Genomic DNA, 17,244 nt, shown 5'->3' on the forward strand with positions numbered 1-17,244 from the left:
ACTGCCGCGAGGGTCAAATACCCCGCTGCTTGCCGGGGGATTTGATTGCCGCAGGCACCTTGATGCCGGCAGCGTTTTTAGGCCGGAAGAATAAGCCCGGCTTCATAGCTTCCGGCTTAAAAACGGCTTCCGGGATGTCTTCCGAATGGCATCCGGCTTAAAAATGGCTTCCAGGGGCAGCCTCCGTCATGTCTTTACTCCTCCGGGAAATCGCAGGGAACCGGATGGATATCGATCATCTGGTGGAAATATTCAAACTGTGTGGTATAAAGCCCCACGCCTTCAATCTCACATTCCCCTACCTGGTTATCATAGGGATCTGCCCGCAGCCCTTTCTTTTCGGGAAGCAGCGGCGCCTGAAACTCCGTATTGGCAACCATGCGGAAGGGATCCAGATTGCAGAAATAGAATTTCCTGCGTTCCTCATCCCCGGAGCGGAAGGCGCTTCCGCCAAAGGAGAGGTCGGCGTGCAGCCAGCCGTAAGGGGCGATATAGAACTGTGCCCAGTCGTGGGGGCCAATGGATTCCGGAGTGGCGGACAGCCCGGACTGCCAGCGCGCAGGGATGCCTGCGATACGGCAGAGGGTGATGAAAAGCAGCGCCTGGACACCGCAGTCCCCCTTCCGGTTGATGGCGCAGTATTCCGGGATATCATCCAGCAGAAAATATTCTTTCATAAAGAAATATTTCACGTGGGTAGTGATGTAGTCATATATTTTTTCCGCCTTGCAAAGAGGATTGGTTTCACTGCCGGTGATTTCCTCTGCAAGAGAACGTAAAAAGGGCGTGAAGCGGATGTGGGGAAGCACTTCGTCCGTATCAAAGTCCGGCTGCAGGGGGGATACCCCGTCGGGATCGGGCTTCTGATAACGTATCGTGCTGTCATATTCATATTCCACCCAGAAGGCGGCGTTTTCCGTAAGCGTGGTCCGGAAGGCGATGGTCCGGGACGGCGCATCCACGGGCGCGAGCGCGGTAGGATTATGGCTTGTCCGGAGAATGCGGATGTGGGAGGTAGGGCTGCTTTCCTTGGGGAAGGGAAGGTGGACAAGCATTTCCTTTCCGGGGGCAAAGAATTCGTCTTTGACCTGCAGTCCGGCCCGGAGATGGATGTGATACTGCAGTCCGCCGTCTTCCATGATTTTTTTCATGGTTTCCCGCCGGAACTGCGCTTTGCGGGCGGCTTCCAGGGTAAGCGAGGGATTGGAGCGTGCTGCGATGTCCGGGTGGGTGGCGGTGAGCGTTTCAAAGAAACGGGAAAAATATTTTTTCTCCCCCTCCACAAAAAGACAGTCAATCCGTCCGGCATCCTCCAGGGCGGCAAATTCTTCGTCGGTAAAATCAGGAATGGTTTCATGGATGAGCGCCATTGCCTGTGGATAGGTGTAGGGAAAATCCGCGGGAAGGTGGATGAGCCTGATTTTTTCCAGTTCCAGACGACCCCGGAGGGCTTCGGGAATATCTTCAGCCAGATAGCCTTCGATGAGGGAAAGCGCCTTTGTAAAATATCCGGCCCTGCTAAAACGCAGAATATCTTCCGGGAGCGGGGTTGACAGATACGGGATTTTATCATTGATAGTCATGGCATGTCCTTTCTTTTGCTGGGGAGAGCATTGGTATCCGCCTGAACCCGGCGGCAAATGGGCAGGTTTAATAACTGTTTGTTTTATATATAACAGTTATGTCTTTTCTACTGATTTTATCATACTTTACCGTTCCGGGCGACAAAAAAGTAAAATAAGGCAGCAGTTTTGCCATGTGGAAAGGAATGGACGGATTGGCCCTGGAAAACAGAGTGCTGAAGGCAGCCTGGCAATCATTTTTGTATGGCTGAACCGCAGCTTGAAAGGTGCTGGTTTAGCAGCACCCTTCTGCTGCCGGAAGGTCAGTCGTTTTCCGCCGTCGGCGTCTGCTTGCAGCCCTTGGAACCTGGTGTGGCGGCGCAGCAGGGGTCGCAGGGAACGTCACAGGGGACATCGCAGGAATCCTTAAGTGTCTCTTCGTATTTGGGCGGGCCCAGCTCCAGCGGTTTGATAGCCAGGTCAAGAAGGTCGCCACATACAAAATCAAGGCAGATAGTATCATCCGTAGGACGGGTACAGGCCTTGGGGACCACCGCTTTTCCATTGTGGGGAAGCTTATACTGGGAGAAATAAACGGATTTCAGGATAACGCTCAGCCCGATTGTGGCAATATCATCTTCTGTATCATAGTTAAGGACCTTGGGGATTGCAATCAGGTTCAGTCCCTGGGTCAGCGAGGTATTGCAGGCTCCGAAGCCGATAACGTGGACAATAGCCGGGAGATCGGCCGTATCGGCATGGGCTACGCCGTAAGGTGCATAAATTTCCAGTTCCACAGAGGAGGGATTGGTGTCTTCATCCATGTATTCGTAGTCTGCGGAGGACTCGTCATAGGGCAGGTAGTTTGCGCATACGGTCTGTGTACAGAGTACCCGTTTTGCACAGTCGTAAAAAGTTACGAAAAAAACAACCTGCAGATTAGTCAACGTCACAAGATAGCAGTTGGGCCTTCCGCTGATCGGGACAGCGGATACGGCTGCGTCGCCGCAGGTTTCAAATGTGATATCCATAACCTGTACGGAAATGCTTTCTACATTTGTGGAGGGCGGCTCCAGCGGGATATTCCGGCAGAGGTTGATACCAAGCTCATCATATACAACCGGGGTCAGGACCGTAAGGCAGTCCGGGTCACCGCAGATAGGATCCGTGCAGATATCCAGGCAGTTGCCTTTTTTGTCAATACCGCAGCTGACATATCTTTTTGAGCAGCATTTGCAGTTTTTGGATTTGCAGTTAGGCATATGGAATGCTCCTTATAAAAATACTTACTATATCCTATGCATCCCGCTTCTTTTTGTTCAGTGTTGGAAATATATTTATTGTAAAGCCAGTGAACGCGAAGTGGATATAAAGGAGGAAACACCATGGCTTACCAGATTTTTGAAATGTCGGATGGACAGAGAGTGGCGCTGTATGCCCAGGGCAACTCCGTATTATACTGCCTGCTGCCCTTTGCAAGGGGGATGCTGCCAATAGAGGTAAAGAGAGATTATCTGGCGCATTTTGAGGCGCGGGTTTTTCGGGATACGGTGTGTTATGTGTATGAAAACCTGGAGCATACGATTATACTGGATACGCTGGGAAACGGCCCTGCGCGGATCATTCTTACGGACGGACCGCTTGGGTACGGATTCTGCAATCTGCATCTGGTAGTCAGGGACGGGGATTTGTATCTGTTCTACCAGGCCTTTTCCGGACGTGAAAAGGGGTATGGACTTTACGTATGCATGCCGTATCAGGAGAACTGCCGGGGAGTGGTCTTTGAAAAGGAAAGCCCTGTCGGGGACGGCGCCAGAAAGGGCGGCGGACAGGATGAAAACCAGGAGCAGAAGGGCAGGAGAAATGATCTGGCAGGGAAGAATGATCTTGTGGGAAAAAATGCGCTGGGTTTTCATGTGACGGCAACGGATGCGGGGACGGTAATTACCTGTGTGGACAAAATCAGCGGAGAGGTCCGGGTTTTTGAATGGAAGAGCGGGCTTATTTTTGAAGAAAGACGGCAGGTGGGAGAGGAAGAGCACGGCCGGAGGCTGAACAGCCTTCAGGCGGCCTGGCAGGAGGAAAAGGAAGGCTGGGAGCTTCAGAAAGAAGAAATACAGGCAGTGGCCCTGGCAAAAATGGGAGAACTTCAGCAGGAACGGGAAGAACGCCTGATCCAGTGCCGGAAGGAATACGAAGGAAAGGTAAACCGCCTGCGGGGAGAATACGAGGAAAAGCTGGCCAAATGCAGGGAAGGCTATGAAAAACAGCTCCTGCAGGCAAAACGCCAGTATGACGAACTGGCGCAGACAGCAATCCGGCTGCAGCAGATTGGCCGGAAGTGGAGGGATAAGTATTTTGAAAAGGATGATGAATAGTGTTCTTTCAAAACGGCAAAGGTAACTGACGAAACCGGTGTGTTCAGCAATTTTGTATATCTTTTCTCCTGGATTTTCTTTCAGAAGCCGGGCCGCCTGTTCCATTCGAATGCGAAGCAGATAGCGGGAACAGGGCTCCCCCATATATTTATGGAAGATATCACTCAGATAGCAGCTGTTGACGCCGATTTCTTCTGCTATCTGTGAAAGACTTATCTGCTCCTGATAATGGGACAGGATGTATTTACGGGCATTTTCCGCTATCTGCTGGGACTCGGAAATACGGGCTGGTTTGTCAGGGGAAAGTAATGCACAGATGGATCCATAAAGTGCATCTGTAAGGAGGGGCTCGGTAAAATTTTCGGTAGGCAGCCGGCAGAATCTGGACAATTATTCGTCAGAGCGAAAGAGCAAAGAGCATCAGCCTGATAAATTTGTGCGGATGCAGTGATTATTGGAACCGGAAAAAGGAACGGCCCCAGGTACAGCGTGGGCTGGAAATTACTGTACTTACAGACGGGGATGTGGAAAGAATATATCTGGCAACTCCGGATAAAGAAGCGCAGGATGTTGTAAGATATCAGTTAGATACAGGAAAAATGAAAAATGAATTGATATTTGAGAAAATAACAAAGGGATTCCTCCAATAAGAACGGAAGAATCCCTCAGTATGTTCACGAAAAAACGGTCAGTCGGTGAGTCTGTTTCTGAAGCATAATCGGCTATATTTATTTATCCATGACGTATATGGGATCTATTATATATCGGTACTTTTTCCAAAACCTTTACAGTCCGTACTTTCTGTACAGTCTGCTTCTGATGGCAGGATTGTCCGCAGCCTTGGAAATATCTGAATAACGGCTATCCCTTTCCAGCAGCTGTATCAGCCGGGCAAATCTGTTTTCGCCTTCTTTTATGCCTTCCTTTATACCTTCCGTCCTGCAGTCTTCCATCCATTCTTCAAAAGCTCTGCACATATCAACACATTCTCCTTCCTTATTTTCCAGCATATATTTTCTCAGTTTTGGTGAATTGGTACAGTTGACAATTACCTCAAAGGCCTGTTCCGTCAGCCTTGAAAAAGCGGCTCTGTTATTTTCAAAAAAAATCTGCATGGCCCGTTTGTCATCCACACGCTGCAGAATTCCCATAACCTCTCTCAGCTCAGTATGGAACAATTCAATATCCATATCTTTCCTTACAGAGATTAGGCGTAGAGGATAGTCCGGAATCTGTTCTCTGAAGCGCGCCGTTTTAGATCGAAAAGCAATCATTTCGGACAGTCTGCGGGGAACCGTCCATTCCTCCTGCCCATAATATAAAACAATGGTCAGCACGGGCAGCAGCGATATGGCTTTTCCGGGCCTGAAAATTATACTGACGGATTTTTGTTCCGCCTCAAAAGCCTTAATCTGACGTTCGTATTCATCCGCGTCATAGCGCATACAACGGACAGGCATCCGATAGTCTCTGCATTCCTGATTCTCTACCGCAAATATGGCAACTGGTTCTTCCTGATACCACAGCTTTTTCAAATCTCTGTATTTTTTTCCGGGTTTTCCCTGATTGGTGCTGGTATACTGGGCACTGTCCAACGGCAGAAGCTCTTCCGGAAGGATGACTGTTTTTCCCTGAAAGCAGCATCCGTTCAGAAGATCTGCAAAAATATGCACATCTCCCAGAAAAGCATTCAGGGTAATATCTTTTTTACCCATAATTATCTCCTGTAATTATAAATTTTTTAACGACAAAAATCAATTAGTATTTAGAAAAAAACAAACTTTGCCGATAGTTTTTATACCGGACGATTATTATTTGAACATTGGAATATATGGGAGAGTTCCCAAAGATTCATTCAGAAAAGCGGCTGAAACACCGCCATGAATTTATCCGCTAAATTTCGTTTCGCAAAATAATAATAGCAAAGGATTAGGAAGAAAACAAGTATTTCCTTTTGCAATACTATTATGATATGCAGGCGCGTTACTGTTCACATCCGGAATTCGATCCGTATCAGTGGGTCAGGGCATTTAAGGCAGCAGGCATGAAAGGCCTGCTGCTGACCTGTAAGCATCATGAAGGCTTTTGCCTCTGGCCCAGTGAATATAAGGAATTCAGTGTCAGGAACAGCCCGTGGAAGGATGGAAAAGGGGATATCGTAAAAGAGGTCTCCGAGGCCTGTCATGCGGAAGGCCTGAAGTTCAGCGTTTATCTTTCCCCATGGGATATGCATGAAAAGACATACGGCACACCGGAATATGACGTGTTTTTCAAAAACCAGCTGTCGGAGCTGTGCAGTAATTACGGTGAACTGTTCTGCGTCTGGTTTGACGGCGCCTGCCGTTCAAAAGATAAACTTCAGGACTATGATTGGGATGGCTATTATGATATAATCAGACGACTGCAGCCGGAAAGGGAAGGGATGCCGGCGCGGTACTAAATAAGGACAGGGGACAGTTTTATGAAGCCGCTTCCGAAGAACTTCCTGCGATTGAAATTCATCTGACAGGGGAAAAAGAAATAAATCTGGTGACCATTAAGGAAACCATAGAGCTTGGACAGCATATTGAGGAATTTTGCCTGGAGATTCCGGCAGCAGGGGGATTTCAGGAAATTTACAGGGCTGCCACAGTGGGTTATCAGAGAATATGCCGTTTTCCCACGGTACATACGCAGGTTCTGAGGTTCAGAGTGCTTAAAGCAAGAGGAAAGACTTCATTGACTGAAATTGGAATCTATTATGATGACAAACACAGGAACCTTTGAAATCAGGGACAAATTTTATCTGAACGGAAAACCGTTCCAGATTATTTCGGGAGGAATCCATTATTTCAGGGTTCTTCCCGAATACTGGGAGGACAGGCTGCGGAAGCTCAAGGAGATGGGCTGCAATACCGTGGAAACCTACATCCCATGGAACATGCATGAGCCTGAACAGGGCAGGTTTGACTTTTATGGGGAAAAGGTACACGGCATGCTGGACATAGTGTCTTTCATCCGGAAGGCACAGCAGCTGGGGCTGTGGGTGATTCTGCGCCCTTCGCCCTATATCTGCGCGGAGTGGGACTTCGGAGGACTGCCCGCCTGGCTGCTGGCGCAGGGGGATATGGCCTTAAGAACCAGCGATGAAAGATTTCTCTGCCATGTGAGAGCCTATTATGACAGGCTGATGCCTTTGCTGGCGCCGCTCCAGATTGATCACGGCGGCCCCGTCATCATGCTTCAGGTGGAAAATGAATACGGCTCCTTCGGCAATGATAAGAAATATCTGGAAAGCCTGCGGGATATGATGCGCGGACAGGGAATTACGGTGCCTCTTTTTGCATCCGACGGGCCGGGGCATAACATGCTTTCCAATACCAGGATTGACGGTGTGCTTCCCACCGCGAATTTCGGCTCAGGCACGAAAAGGGCTTTTTCCATTCTGGAGGAATATACGGACGGCGGTCCCTGTATGTGCACGGAATTCTGGATAGGCTGGTTCGATGCCTGGCGCGATGAGAAGCACCATAAGGGCAATATGGAAATTGCCGCACAGGAGCTGGAGGAGCTTCTGGAGCTGGGAAATGTGAACTTTTATATGTTTGAAGGCGGCACTAACTTCGGCTTTATGAACGGATCCAATTACGGAGATCATCTGACGGCGGATGTGACTTCCTATGATTATGACGCCCTGCTTACCGAGGACGGACAGATTACGGAGAAATACAGACGTTTCCAGGAGATCATCAGCAGGCATCGCGGAAAAGGGGCGGAGCCGGATGAAAGTATTACCGGCAGCAAATTATCCGGAGAAGATGGGGAAAAGAATTTCCGGGAAAGAACTGCCTATGGCACCTGCAATGTTTCGCAGAAGGTAGATTTGTTCCATGCGCTGGACTGCCTGGCGGAGCCTGTAGGGACACTCAGTCCCATGTCCATGGAACGGCTGGGGCAGAGCTATGGTTATACCCTGTATTCCTCGGTTCTGCATACGGAGAGACAGCTGCACAGCATCAGGCTTTATCAGGCGGCGGATCGGGCCATTTGCTTTGCCGATGGAAAAAGGATTCTCACTGCAATGGACAGGGAGCTTCTGGAACGCCATGAGGTGGAGCCGACAGTATCGCAGGATATCCGGCTGGATATTCTCATGGAAAACATGGGAAGGGTCAATTATGGGCCTATGATAAACTGGCAGAGGAAGGGAATAGACGGCTGCGTTATGATAAACGACTGTTTCGCCCAGCATGGCTGGCAGCAGTACTGCCTTCCCATGGATAACCTGGAGAAGCTGGATTTTACCAGAGGCTATGATGAGGGAATGCCTGCGTTTTACCGGTTTGCCTTTACGGTGGAGGCGCCTGGAGATACCTTCCTGGACTGCAGCGGCTGGGGAAAGGGCTGTGTCTTTGTAAATGGCTTCCATCTGGGAAGGTTCTGGGAGGCAGGCCCGCAGAAAAGGCTGTATCTGCCGGGAGCGCTTCTGAAAAAAGGGGAGAACGAAATCATTCTTTTTGAATCGGAAGGAAAATGCGCAGACAGTATTTCCCTGCTGGCGGAACCGGATTTGGGGTAATATAGTATTTATTGTAACTGTGAAAGCGCTGGACAGTCACTGTTTATTTTTGTAAGGAAAAGAGAGAGGGACCCCTCCAATGAATGGAAGAGTCCCTCTCTTTCTGCGGGCGGTATAGCAGTCTGTTTTCACACGCTGCTATAGCTCGTACTTTTTATATAATCTGTTCCTGACCGCGGCATTCTTTGCCGCTTCCAAAATGTCTGCAATGCGGCCTTCATTTTCCAACAGCTGAATCAGGCGGGCAAGCCTGGCTTTCCCTGATTGGTGCGGGGATTCCGGGCGCTGTCCAGCGGCAGAAGTTCTTCCGGCCGAATGAGCGTATTTCCCTGAAAGCAGCAGCCGTTCATGAGAGCAGTATCAGAATGGCAAAGGATAATAAGGATTACAAGTATTTTCCGTAATGGTTCAAAAAAAACCATATTTACGAAAAAAACCAACAAGATACGGAAGAAATAAGATGATATAGTAAATAATAGATAAAACATGATATAATGTCAGCGTAGACGACATTATATCTACAAATCCTGGTTTCTGCGCCCGCCGCAGCCATCCGGTCCGTTGTACGCAGGAATAAATAACCTATCACCTAAAAAGGGGAGGAAAGAGAATGAACGAAGTATTGGAACAAATCAGCAGAATCGGTATTGTCCCGGTTGTGAAAATTGACAGAGTGGAGGATGCGGTGCCGCTTGCAGCAGCGCTTTGCAACGGCGGTCTTCCCTGTGCGGAGGTGACCTTCCGTACGGAAGCTGCAGCAGGAGCGATTGCCGCCATCAGAAAGGCGTTCCCGGAAATGCTGCTGGGCGCAGGAACCGTGCTGACCACAAAACAGGTAGATGAAGCCATGGATGCAGGAGCGACCTTTATTGTCAGCCCCGGGCTGAATCCCGAAGTGGTAAAATACTGTGTGGATAATAAAATTCCCGTCACCCCCGGCTGTTCAAATCCCAGCGATATTGAAATCGCCATTTCCCTGGGGCTTGATGTTGTGAAGTTTTTCCCGGCAGAGGCGGCAGGCGGCCTGGCCATGATCAAAGCGATGTCCGCTCCTTATGTAAATATGAAATTTATGCCTACCGGCGGAATCAGCGCCAAGAACCTGAATGAATATCTTGGTTTTAATAAAATTATTGCCTGCGGCGGAAGCTGGATGGTGAAGAGCGAGCTGATCAATGCGGGTGAATTTGATAAAATTGAAGCGCTTACAAGAGAAGCGGTACAGCTGATGCTTGGCTTTGAACTGGCGCATGTGGGAATTAATGAGACGGATGAAGATGCTGCTGACAAAACAGCAGGACGTTTTGAATCCATTTTCGGATTTACGAAGAAAACCGGCGCCAGCTCCGTATTTGCAGGAACTGCAGTAGAAGTGATGAAGACACCCGGGCTGGGCGCTAAGGGACATATCGGCATCAGGACTAACTTTATCAACAGAGCGGTTAATTATCTCGAATACCAGGGTGTTGAATTTGATCAGTCCAGTGCAAAATATGATGACAAGGGCAGCCTCAAGGCAATTTATCTGAAGGAAGAAGTCGGCGGTTTTGCGGTTCATCTGGTACAGAAATAATAGAAACGGATAAAGGAAAGGTGAGGAAGATTATGAGTAAAGTAGTTACATTCGGGGAAATCATGCTGAGACTTGCACCGGAAGGCTATTACCGCTTCGTACAGGCGGATACCTATGGCGCAACCTATGGCGGAGGGGAAGCGAACGTTTCCGTATCTCTGGCGAATTTTGGTTTGGATTCCAAATTTGTGACCAAACTGCCGAAGCATGAAATCGGACAGGCAGGGGTGAATTCCCTGAGAAAATTCGGCGTGGATACCTCAGGTATCGTAAGAGGCGGCAGCCGTGTAGGTATTTATTTCCTGGAAAAAGGCGCAAGCCAGCGTCCTTCCAAGGTTATTTACGACCGTGCCGGATCTTCCATTGCGGAAGCGGTAAAAGAGGATTTTGACTGGGATAAGATTTTTGAAGGCGCAGACTGGTTCCATTTTACCGGGATTACTCCCGCGCTGGGCGACAATGTGGCGGAAATCTGTCTGGAAGCCGTAAAGAAAGCGAAAGAAAAGGGAATCACCGTAAGCTGCGACCTGAATTACAGAAATAAACTGTGGAGCAAGGAAAAAGCAGGACAGGTTATGGGTGAACTCTGCAAATATGTGGATGTCTGCATTGCCAACGAAGAGGATGCGGGAGATGTATTCGGCATCAAAGCGGCAAATACCGATGTAACCAGCGGACAGGTAAATCACGAGGGCTACAAGGACGTGGCAAAGCAGCTGGCTGACAGATTCGGCTTTAAGAAGGTGGCAATCACCTTAAGGACGTCCATTTCCGCAAATGACAACAAATGGGCTGCCATGCTGTATGACGGAACGGATTTTTATTTCAGCAAAAATTATCTGATGCACATCGTTGACCGTGTAGGCGGCGGGGATTCCTTCGGCGCAGGGCTGATTTACAGCTGCCTGCAGAATATGGAGCCTCAGCAGATCATTGAGTTTGCCGTTGCTGCCAGCTGCCTGAAGCACAGCATCGAAGGTGACTTCAACATGGTAACCGTGGATGAGGTTTCAAAGCTTGCAGGCGGAGATGCCTCGGGAAGAGTACAGCGCTGATGCTGTGATGTTTGCCTGATTTTTGAATATATATATATGTATATATGGCTGAATACCTGACATCTGTTACTTGACGGATGTGGCTGCGGTATAAAGCTGATGGCCGTTTTTTTTCGGTTTGTATGCGCCCTCCGGACAGAGGGCGCATTTTTTTGCGTTAAAATGCTGCAGAAGGCTTTGCCATGATTCCCTTTGCCGGCGGTGCTGTTCCGCCGGTACATTCTATCCTTTGCCAGAAACGGTCCGGCCTTCCAGGAACAGGAAGCGGCATAAGCGATATTTTTTGTCCAGGGAATCTGTGGGGACAAGTGCCTTTGTATGTGTTATGGTAATATCATTTTTATCCAACTGGAAAAAATAATGTTAAGAGGAAAAAAGGGATTGACAACTATATCTGTAAATGATATAGTTACAGTACAAAGTGTACAACAAATAATTACAGTTACAAATGAAAATAAAATATGGGCGCAATAACGCAGAAGGGGGTAATGTATTGAACAGTGATTTTTGTGTGGCCGTGCATGGCCTGGTATTTCTGAAGCATAAGGGATGCACAATTTCCAGTGAAGAGCTGGCGGAAAATATCTGTACCAATCCGGCCCGCGTAAGAAAAGTAATGGCTAAGCTGAAGAAGGTAGGCCTGGTGCAGACAAAGGAAGGAAAGGTGGGCGGTTATACGTCTGTGGAGCAGGCGGAAGATATTACGCTGTACCGGGTTGCCGAAGCATTGGATATCCGGTTTGTGGAAGCTTCCTGGCGCAGCGGGGACAGTGATATGAACTGTATGATTGCTTCGGGCATGGCGGATGTGATGGATGAAATCTACCTGAACTTAAATGACATGTGCCTGGAGAAGCTGAAAACGATTACGATAGGCGAGATAGAACGGAAACTGATAGAGATACGGGCGCAAAAACAGGCGAAAGCAGCAGTGGGATAATTCTTCTGCCCGCAGATAAATTTCATTTTTGCTTCACAAAACAAGGAGAATTCAAATGAAGGAATATGTCAATATAATTATAGGTTTTGGAAAAGGCGGAAAGACCCTGGCAGGCGCTCTTGCTTCTAAAGGGGAAAAGACAGCGCTGATAGAGCGCTCCGATAAGATGTATGGCGGTACATGCATCAATGTGGCCTGTATCCCCAGTAAATTTCTGGAAAACAACGCCAGAATGTCAGCGGCGGAAGGCGGGAGCTTTCAGGAAAAGGCAGACCGCTACCGTAAGGTAATTGAGGAAAAAAGACAGCTGACAGCTGAACTTCGTCAGAAAAATTATAATAAAGCCGTTGGGGCCGGAGTAGAAGTGCTTACCGGATCGGCAGCTTTTCTGGATGACCACAGAATTCTGGTTACATATCCGGAAGGAAATACGGAAGAGCTGTACGGAAAGAGAATATTTATTAATACCGGGGGGACGCCCTTTGTACCTCCTATTACAGGGCTGAAGGAAAGCCGCTATGCCTATACAAGCGAGGGCATGATGGAACTGGAGGAGCTTCCGGAGAAACTGCTTATTATCGGCGGCGGCTATATAGGGCTGGAATTTGCTTCCTACTATACCAATTTTGGCTCCCAGGTAACCATCGTGCAGGATGGGGAAGCCTTTATTCCCAGGGAAGATGAAGAGGTATCGGCAGCTGTCCTTGAGCATATGACGGCAGCGGGTATGCGGATTCTCAGAAAAGCAGCGGTAACTGCAGTAAGGGATGAGAACGGGAAAGCCATAGTTTCCATTAGAACGGAAGGCGGAGAAGAGGAACTGAGTGTGGATGCAATTCTGGTAGCCACAGGCAGACGCCCCAACCTGGCTGAGCTTCATCCGGAAAGGGCAGGTATCGAGCTGACACAGCGTGGCGCCGTGAAAACAGATGAAGGCCTGCGGACGTCCGTCCCTCATATCTGGGCGATGGGCGATGTGGCAGGAGGTCTGCAGTTTACCTATATATCCCTGGATGACAGCCGTATCGTAAAATCCCAGATATTGGGTGACGGCAGCCGCACCACCGCCAACAGAGGCGCGGTTCCCTACAGTGTATTTCTGGATCCCCCGCTTTCCAGAGTGGGTATGACGGAAGCGGAAGCCCGCAAAGCCGGCTATGAAGTAAAAACGGCACGGCTGCAGATGGCGGCGGTTCCCAAGGCGCGCGTCCTGAAAGCCACAGCCGGGATGATGAAGGCTGTGATTGACGGAAAAACAGGACTGATTCTGGGGGCGCATCTGTACTGCGCGGAATCCTATGAAATAATCAACCTGTTCAAGCTTGCCATTGATGCAGGTATTCCCTACACGGTTCTGAGAGATAATATTTATACGCATCCTACCATGAGCGAGGCCCTGAACGATTTGTTCGCAGCGGTAAATTAAATCTGACTGTTCGCCAGGCCGGCACATGTAGCTGCGCAGGCAAGCGCTTTGCAATGACCGTATTAAAGAGATTCAATCCATCGCTAAAGGCGATTCAGGATGGAGGTTAGCAGTTACTGAGAAAAACTGGACAGTTACATTAAAATATATAAAAGAAAGCTAAGGAGATGATTATGGGTTTTTCAGTTGAAACCGGAGTTCCGGTAATTACAGTGTTTATTCAGGGTATTTTAAGCTTTTTCTCACCCTGCGTCCTGCCCCTTGTTCCTCTGTATGTCAGCTATCTGGCAGGCGGAACCAAGACAGTGGACGAAAATGGAATTGTACATTATCCACGGAAAAAGGTGTTGATAAATACGCTGTTTTTCGTATTGGGTATCAGTTTTACCTTTTTCCTGCTGGGCTTCGGCTTCTCGGCGATGGGGCGTTTCTTTACCAACAACCGGGTGTGGTTCGCACGGATCAGCGGAATTATCATGATTATGTTCGGTCTTTACCAGCTGGGAGTGTTCGGACGATCCGAAACCATTGAGAGAGAGCACCGCCTGCCCTTCCGGCTGGATCGGTTTTCCATGAATCCGCTGGTGGCGCTGCTGCTTGGCTTCACCTTCAGCTTCGCCTGGACACCCTGCGTAGGTCCTACGCTGGGAAGCGTGCTGTTGATGGCCTCCTCTTCCTCCTCTTCGGCAAAGGGATTCCTGTTGGTTGGCGTATATACACTGGGCTTCGTCATTCCTTTCCTGGCAGTGGGAATCTTTACCGGCTCCGTGCTTGATTTCTTTAAGAAAAAGAGAAATGTGGTAAAATATACAGTAAAGGTCGGCGCGGCGCTGCTGATCCTGATGGGTGTTATGACTCTTACCGGATTTATGAACGGCATTACCAGCTACCTTTCCAAAGCGCAGCTTGGCGATGCGCCGGAGCAGTCCCAGATAACGGAAACGGAGAATGCGGCTGAAACCGTGCCGGAGAGCACTCCGGAAACAGCATCGAATACCCCTTCGCAGTCCGGACAGGCATCCTCAGAAAGCGATTCTTCAGGCACAGCCGCTCAGGAGAGTACACAGGCTGAGGAGAAAAAGACGCCTGCGCCTGATTTCACACTGGTGGATCAGTATGGTGAAACCCATACGCTTTCGGATTATAAAGGGAAAACGGTATTTTTGAACTTCTGGGCTACCTGGTGCCCTCCCTGTAAGGGAGAAATGCCCGACATCCAGGCGTTATATGAAAAATACGGGGAAAACAGCGAAGATCTGGTAGTGCTCGGCATTGCCAATCCAAAGTCGGATGAATATCCCTACAATCAGGACGGGACTCAGGAGGAAGTGGAAAAATTCCTGAGTGACAGCGGCTACAGCTTTCCTGTAGTCATGGATACCACCGGCGAAATATTTTCCGTCTACGGCATCCGTTCCTTCCCCACCACTTTCATGATTGATAAGGACGGCAATGTATTCGGATATGCGCAGGGAGCGCTAAGCCCTGATATGATGGAGAGCATTGTTTCCCAGACAATGACAGGGAAGCGTGTGCAGTAAGATACAGGGGACAATAATACAGGAATAAATGGAAAATAAAAACCAGTTCAGCCACGTAAAAAAATGGCTGAGCTGGTTTTTTGCGGCGCGCCTGGAAGCGCACATTTACAGCTGCAGGGTATAAATGCAGAGGCCTGAGGCCATATCAGGAAAATGAAGGATTTCCTGCAGGGAAAAGCCGCTTTTTTCCAGAACCCGGCAGGAGCCTGCGTTGTCCTGGACTACGTAAGCCTTCAAACACCCGATTTTTTCAGCGGCAGCAGCATTTTTCATGTGCCGCACCACTTCGGTGCTGTAGCCCTTATTCCAGCAGTCAGGATAAAGGAATACGGACATGGAGCGCGTATCCGGCTCATTTTCCTCCTGCTTCAGCGCCGCAATGCCCACAGGGGATTCGTCCTCTGTCAGACAGATAAGCCAGCCGGAATTGCCGGATTTGGTATATTCATAAAAAAGCTCCTCGGCCTCCTTCCGGTTGGTATGGGTTGAAAAACGCATGTATTTTGCCACCCTGGGATCTGAGGTAAGGGAATAGATGGTATCAATGTCCGCCTCGGTGAGCGGACGGAGAAAGGTTTTATCAGCTGCCATTTTTAGCTGCCTCCTGGAATTGTAATTTGAAGAAGCCCCGCCGGCAGTGTGTGCCGGTCAGGGCTTTCTTATCGTAAAAATACGGCCTACAGAAGATGGATGCCGTGGCTTTCCGCTTCCGCCATTATTTCCTCCGGCCACAGAGAGCACTGAACCTCCCCGATGTGGGCTTTTCTCAGGAAGAACATACAGATACGGGACTGGCCGATGCCGCCGCCGATGGTGTAGGGTAGCTTTTCTTCAATAATAGCCTTCTGGAAGGGCAGCTGCGCCCGTTCCGGGCAGCCTGCTTTTTCAAGCTGGGAAAGCAGGGCCTCTTTATCTACACGGATACCCATGGAGGACAGCTCCAGCGCAATGTCCAGAACCGGATAATAAACCACGATATCCGCATTCAGGGACCAGTCGTCGTAGTCCGGCGCGCGGCCGTCATGCCTTTCGCCGGATTCCAGCGTATCGCCGATCTGCATGATGCAGACAGCGCCTTTGGCCTTGGCAATATAGTATTCCCTTTCCTTTGGCGTATTGTCAGGGAACATGGTTTCCAGCTCCTGGGTGGTAACAAAGAAAATATCGTGGGGAAGGATTTCTTCTATGTAATCGTACTGGATGGACATGAACTTTTCCGTTTTGCGCAGTACCTTATATACAATGCGCACGATATCCTTCAGCGTGTCAAGGCTGCGTTCCTCTTTGGTTATGATTTTTTCCCAGTCCCACTGATCCACGTAAATAGAGTGGATATTGTCCGTAACCTCATCCCTGCGTATGGCGCTCATATCAGTATAGAGGCCTTCGCCGGGCTGGAAGCCGTATTTTTTCAGCGCGAAGCGTTTCCATTTGGCCAGAGACTGTACGATCTCGGCTTCGTAATCATTCTGTTCCTTGATGCCGAAAGCTACGGGACGCTCAATCCCGTTCAGGTTATCGTTCAGGCCGGAAGCAGGGTCTACAAAAAGCGGCGCAGATACACGCAGCAGGTTCAGCCGTTCTGCCAGCAGCGTCTGAAAGAAGTCCTTTACCGTCTTAATGCCGATCTGGGTATCGTGGAGGGAAAGGGCTGATTCGTAATTTTTAGGGATGTTTAAGTTTTCCATCTTTTTTTCTCCGGTTATATTGCGGCCGGATATATACCTCCGAATTTTTGGTTAAAATAGTCCTTTCCTATCATAATCCAGCAAAAAGGCGATGTCAATTGCTTATGTGAAAAACAGGGAGGGAAGGTTACTGAACTGTGAAGCTGCACTGAACGTATTAGACAGGAATATTGTCTTTTGGGCAGGAGGACTTTATAATGTAGGGATAAGCAGAGGAAAATGAGCGGGATACAGGTGAGCGGTTTTTTAACAGATAGAAAATTAAGGGAAGAATGGAAGGAAGGGAACAGGGAATGAACCGTGAAATGGATAAGGACAGGGTTTTGCTGGTGGAGGATGATGGAAGCCTGATTGACGGGCTGGAATACGCCCTGAAGAAGGACGGGTTTGAGGTGGAGGTAGCAAGGAGTGTGGAGGAGTTTGGAAAGCTTTACACGGACGGAAGGTTTGATGTGGTTTTGCTGGATGTTTCGCTGCCGGACGGGAACGGATTTGAGATTTGCGAACGGATCCGGCGGACCTC

General features: G+C 49.1%; 16 protein-coding genes and 1 pseudogene. 11 read left to right on the forward strand and 6 right to left on the reverse strand.

From position 1 onward, the window contains the following. Positions 1–194: 194 nt before the first annotated feature. Entirely contained in the window at positions 195–1,583 is a 1,389-nt protein-coding gene (locus tag HMPREF1548_RS15285; protein WP_021637185.1) for a transglutaminase-like domain-containing protein, read from the reverse strand. Between the two features lie 302 nt (positions 1,584–1,885). Next, positions 1,886–2,824 (reverse strand): hypothetical protein, encoded by a 939-nt coding sequence (locus HMPREF1548_RS15290; RefSeq protein WP_021637186.1) that lies wholly within the window; start codon positions 2,822–2,824, stop codon positions 1,886–1,888. A gap of 123 nt (positions 2,825–2,947) precedes the next feature. Between HMPREF1548_RS15290 and HMPREF1548_RS30555 the strand changes: the two genes are divergently transcribed. Then, positions 2,948–3,940 carry a hypothetical protein gene (locus tag HMPREF1548_RS30555; RefSeq protein WP_021637187.1) on the forward strand — a complete coding sequence of 331 codons (993 nt, stop codon included), beginning with the start codon at positions 2,948–2,950 and terminating at the stop codon, positions 3,938–3,940. 33 nt (positions 3,941–3,973) lie between these two features. Here the strand turns inward: HMPREF1548_RS30555 and HMPREF1548_RS30905 are convergent. Beyond that, positions 3,974–4,330 (reverse strand): annotated as a pseudogene (locus tag HMPREF1548_RS30905) (helix-turn-helix transcriptional regulator); the annotation flags it as partial. On the opposite strand from HMPREF1548_RS30905, the gene HMPREF1548_RS30910 reads away from it, so the two are divergent. Beyond that, a complete protein-coding gene (locus HMPREF1548_RS30910; RefSeq protein WP_157065690.1) occupies positions 4,321–4,590 on the forward strand; it encodes a glycoside hydrolase family 66 protein in 270 nt (89 codons plus the stop codon). The pseudogene HMPREF1548_RS30905 and the gene HMPREF1548_RS30910 overlap by 10 nt on opposite strands. 135 nt (positions 4,591–4,725) lie before the next feature. Here HMPREF1548_RS30910 and HMPREF1548_RS15305 read toward each other — a convergent pair whose 3' ends face one another. After that, entirely contained in the window at positions 4,726–5,655 is a 930-nt protein-coding gene (locus tag HMPREF1548_RS15305) for an Rpn family recombination-promoting nuclease/putative transposase (protein ID WP_021637190.1), read from the reverse strand. 239 nt (positions 5,656–5,894) lie between these two features. On the opposite strand from HMPREF1548_RS15305, the gene HMPREF1548_RS15310 reads away from it, so the two are divergent. From HMPREF1548_RS15310 to HMPREF1548_RS15350, 8 genes are all read left to right on the forward strand, one after another. Next, on the forward strand, positions 5,895–6,380 hold the full coding sequence (locus HMPREF1548_RS15310) for an alpha-L-fucosidase (protein ID WP_035322350.1): 486 nt from the start codon (positions 5,895–5,897) through the stop codon (positions 6,378–6,380). Between the two features lie 89 nt (positions 6,381–6,469). Continuing rightward, the gene (locus HMPREF1548_RS15315; protein ID WP_021637192.1) at positions 6,470–6,706 is read left to right on the forward strand and encodes a hypothetical protein; all 237 of its coding nucleotides are present in this window, start codon (positions 6,470–6,472) and stop codon (positions 6,704–6,706) included. Further along, positions 6,681–8,498 (forward strand): glycoside hydrolase family 35 protein, encoded by a 1,818-nt coding sequence (locus tag HMPREF1548_RS15320; protein WP_021637193.1) that lies wholly within the window; start codon positions 6,681–6,683, stop codon positions 8,496–8,498. Before HMPREF1548_RS15315 ends, HMPREF1548_RS15320 begins: the two co-directional genes overlap by 26 nt. Before the next feature lie 610 nt (positions 8,499–9,108). Then, positions 9,109–10,071, forward strand: a complete 963-nt coding sequence (locus HMPREF1548_RS15330) for a bifunctional 4-hydroxy-2-oxoglutarate aldolase/2-dehydro-3-deoxy-phosphogluconate aldolase (protein WP_021637195.1) — start codon at positions 9,109–9,111, stop codon at positions 10,069–10,071. 32 nt (positions 10,072–10,103) lie between these two features. Further along, positions 10,104–11,126 (forward strand): sugar kinase, encoded by a 1,023-nt coding sequence (locus tag HMPREF1548_RS15335; RefSeq protein WP_021637196.1) that lies wholly within the window; start codon positions 10,104–10,106, stop codon positions 11,124–11,126. 493 nt (positions 11,127–11,619) lie between these two features. Next, positions 11,620–12,066, forward strand: a complete 447-nt coding sequence (locus tag HMPREF1548_RS15340) for an RrF2 family transcriptional regulator (RefSeq protein ID WP_025490615.1) — start codon at positions 11,620–11,622, stop codon at positions 12,064–12,066. 55 nt (positions 12,067–12,121) lie between these two features. After that, on the forward strand, positions 12,122–13,492 hold the full coding sequence (locus tag HMPREF1548_RS15345) for an FAD-dependent oxidoreductase (RefSeq protein WP_021637199.1): 1,371 nt from the start codon (positions 12,122–12,124) through the stop codon (positions 13,490–13,492). Positions 13,493–13,665: 173 nt separating this feature from the next. Next, positions 13,666–15,033, forward strand: coding sequence for a cytochrome c biogenesis protein/redoxin (locus HMPREF1548_RS15350; RefSeq protein ID WP_025490617.1), 1,368 nt, complete (start codon positions 13,666–13,668; stop codon positions 15,031–15,033). A gap of 105 nt (positions 15,034–15,138) precedes the next feature. Here the strand turns inward: HMPREF1548_RS15350 and HMPREF1548_RS15355 are convergent, their stop codons facing one another. Next, entirely contained in the window at positions 15,139–15,624 is a 486-nt protein-coding gene (locus HMPREF1548_RS15355; RefSeq protein ID WP_021637201.1) for a GNAT family N-acetyltransferase, read from the reverse strand. An 86-nt stretch (positions 15,625–15,710) separates the two neighbouring features. After that, the gene (gene asnA, locus HMPREF1548_RS15360) at positions 15,711–16,721 is read right to left on the reverse strand and encodes an aspartate--ammonia ligase (protein ID WP_021637202.1); all 1,011 of its coding nucleotides are present in this window, start codon (positions 16,719–16,721) and stop codon (positions 15,711–15,713) included. Between the two features lie 293 nt (positions 16,722–17,014). On the opposite strand from asnA, the gene HMPREF1548_RS15365 reads away from it, so the two are divergent. Further along, positions 17,015–17,244: response regulator (locus tag HMPREF1548_RS15365; RefSeq protein ID WP_286138056.1), on the forward strand; the 230-nt coding region annotated here is incomplete at its 3' end.

Origin of the sequence: Clostridium sp. KLE 1755 (assembly GCF_000466465.2) — a bacterium.
Classification (GTDB): domain Bacteria; phylum Bacillota; class Clostridia; order Lachnospirales; family Lachnospiraceae; genus Eisenbergiella; species Eisenbergiella porci.

What these genes read in the sequence shown, in the direction of transcription:
- HMPREF1548_RS30555 (WP_021637187.1), top strand. Translation starts at nt 2,948, where the DNA reads ATGGCTTACCAGATTTTTGAAATGTCGGATGGACAGAGAGTGGCGCTG.
- asnA (WP_021637202.1), bottom strand. Translation starts at nt 16,721, where the DNA reads ATGGAAAACTTAAACATCCCTAAAAATTACGAATCAGCCCTTTCCCTC.
- HMPREF1548_RS15335 (WP_021637196.1), top strand. Translation starts at nt 10,104, where the DNA reads ATGAGTAAAGTAGTTACATTCGGGGAAATCATGCTGAGACTTGCACCG.
- HMPREF1548_RS15345 (WP_021637199.1), top strand. Translation starts at nt 12,122, where the DNA reads ATGAAGGAATATGTCAATATAATTATAGGTTTTGGAAAAGGCGGAAAG.
- HMPREF1548_RS15285 (WP_021637185.1), bottom strand. Translation starts at nt 1,583, where the DNA reads ATGACTATCAATGATAAAATCCCGTATCTGTCAACCCCGCTCCCGGAA.
- HMPREF1548_RS15355 (WP_021637201.1), bottom strand. Translation starts at nt 15,624, where the DNA reads ATGGCAGCTGATAAAACCTTTCTCCGTCCGCTCACCGAGGCGGACATT.
- HMPREF1548_RS15305 (WP_021637190.1), bottom strand. Translation starts at nt 5,655, where the DNA reads ATGGGTAAAAAAGATATTACCCTGAATGCTTTTCTGGGAGATGTGCAT.
- HMPREF1548_RS15350 (WP_025490617.1), top strand. Translation starts at nt 13,666, where the DNA reads ATGGGTTTTTCAGTTGAAACCGGAGTTCCGGTAATTACAGTGTTTATT.
- HMPREF1548_RS15330 (WP_021637195.1), top strand. Translation starts at nt 9,109, where the DNA reads ATGAACGAAGTATTGGAACAAATCAGCAGAATCGGTATTGTCCCGGTT.
- HMPREF1548_RS15290 (WP_021637186.1), bottom strand. Translation starts at nt 2,824, where the DNA reads ATGCCTAACTGCAAATCCAAAAACTGCAAATGCTGCTCAAAAAGATAT.
- HMPREF1548_RS15320 (WP_021637193.1), top strand. Translation starts at nt 6,681, where the DNA reads ATGATGACAAACACAGGAACCTTTGAAATCAGGGACAAATTTTATCTG.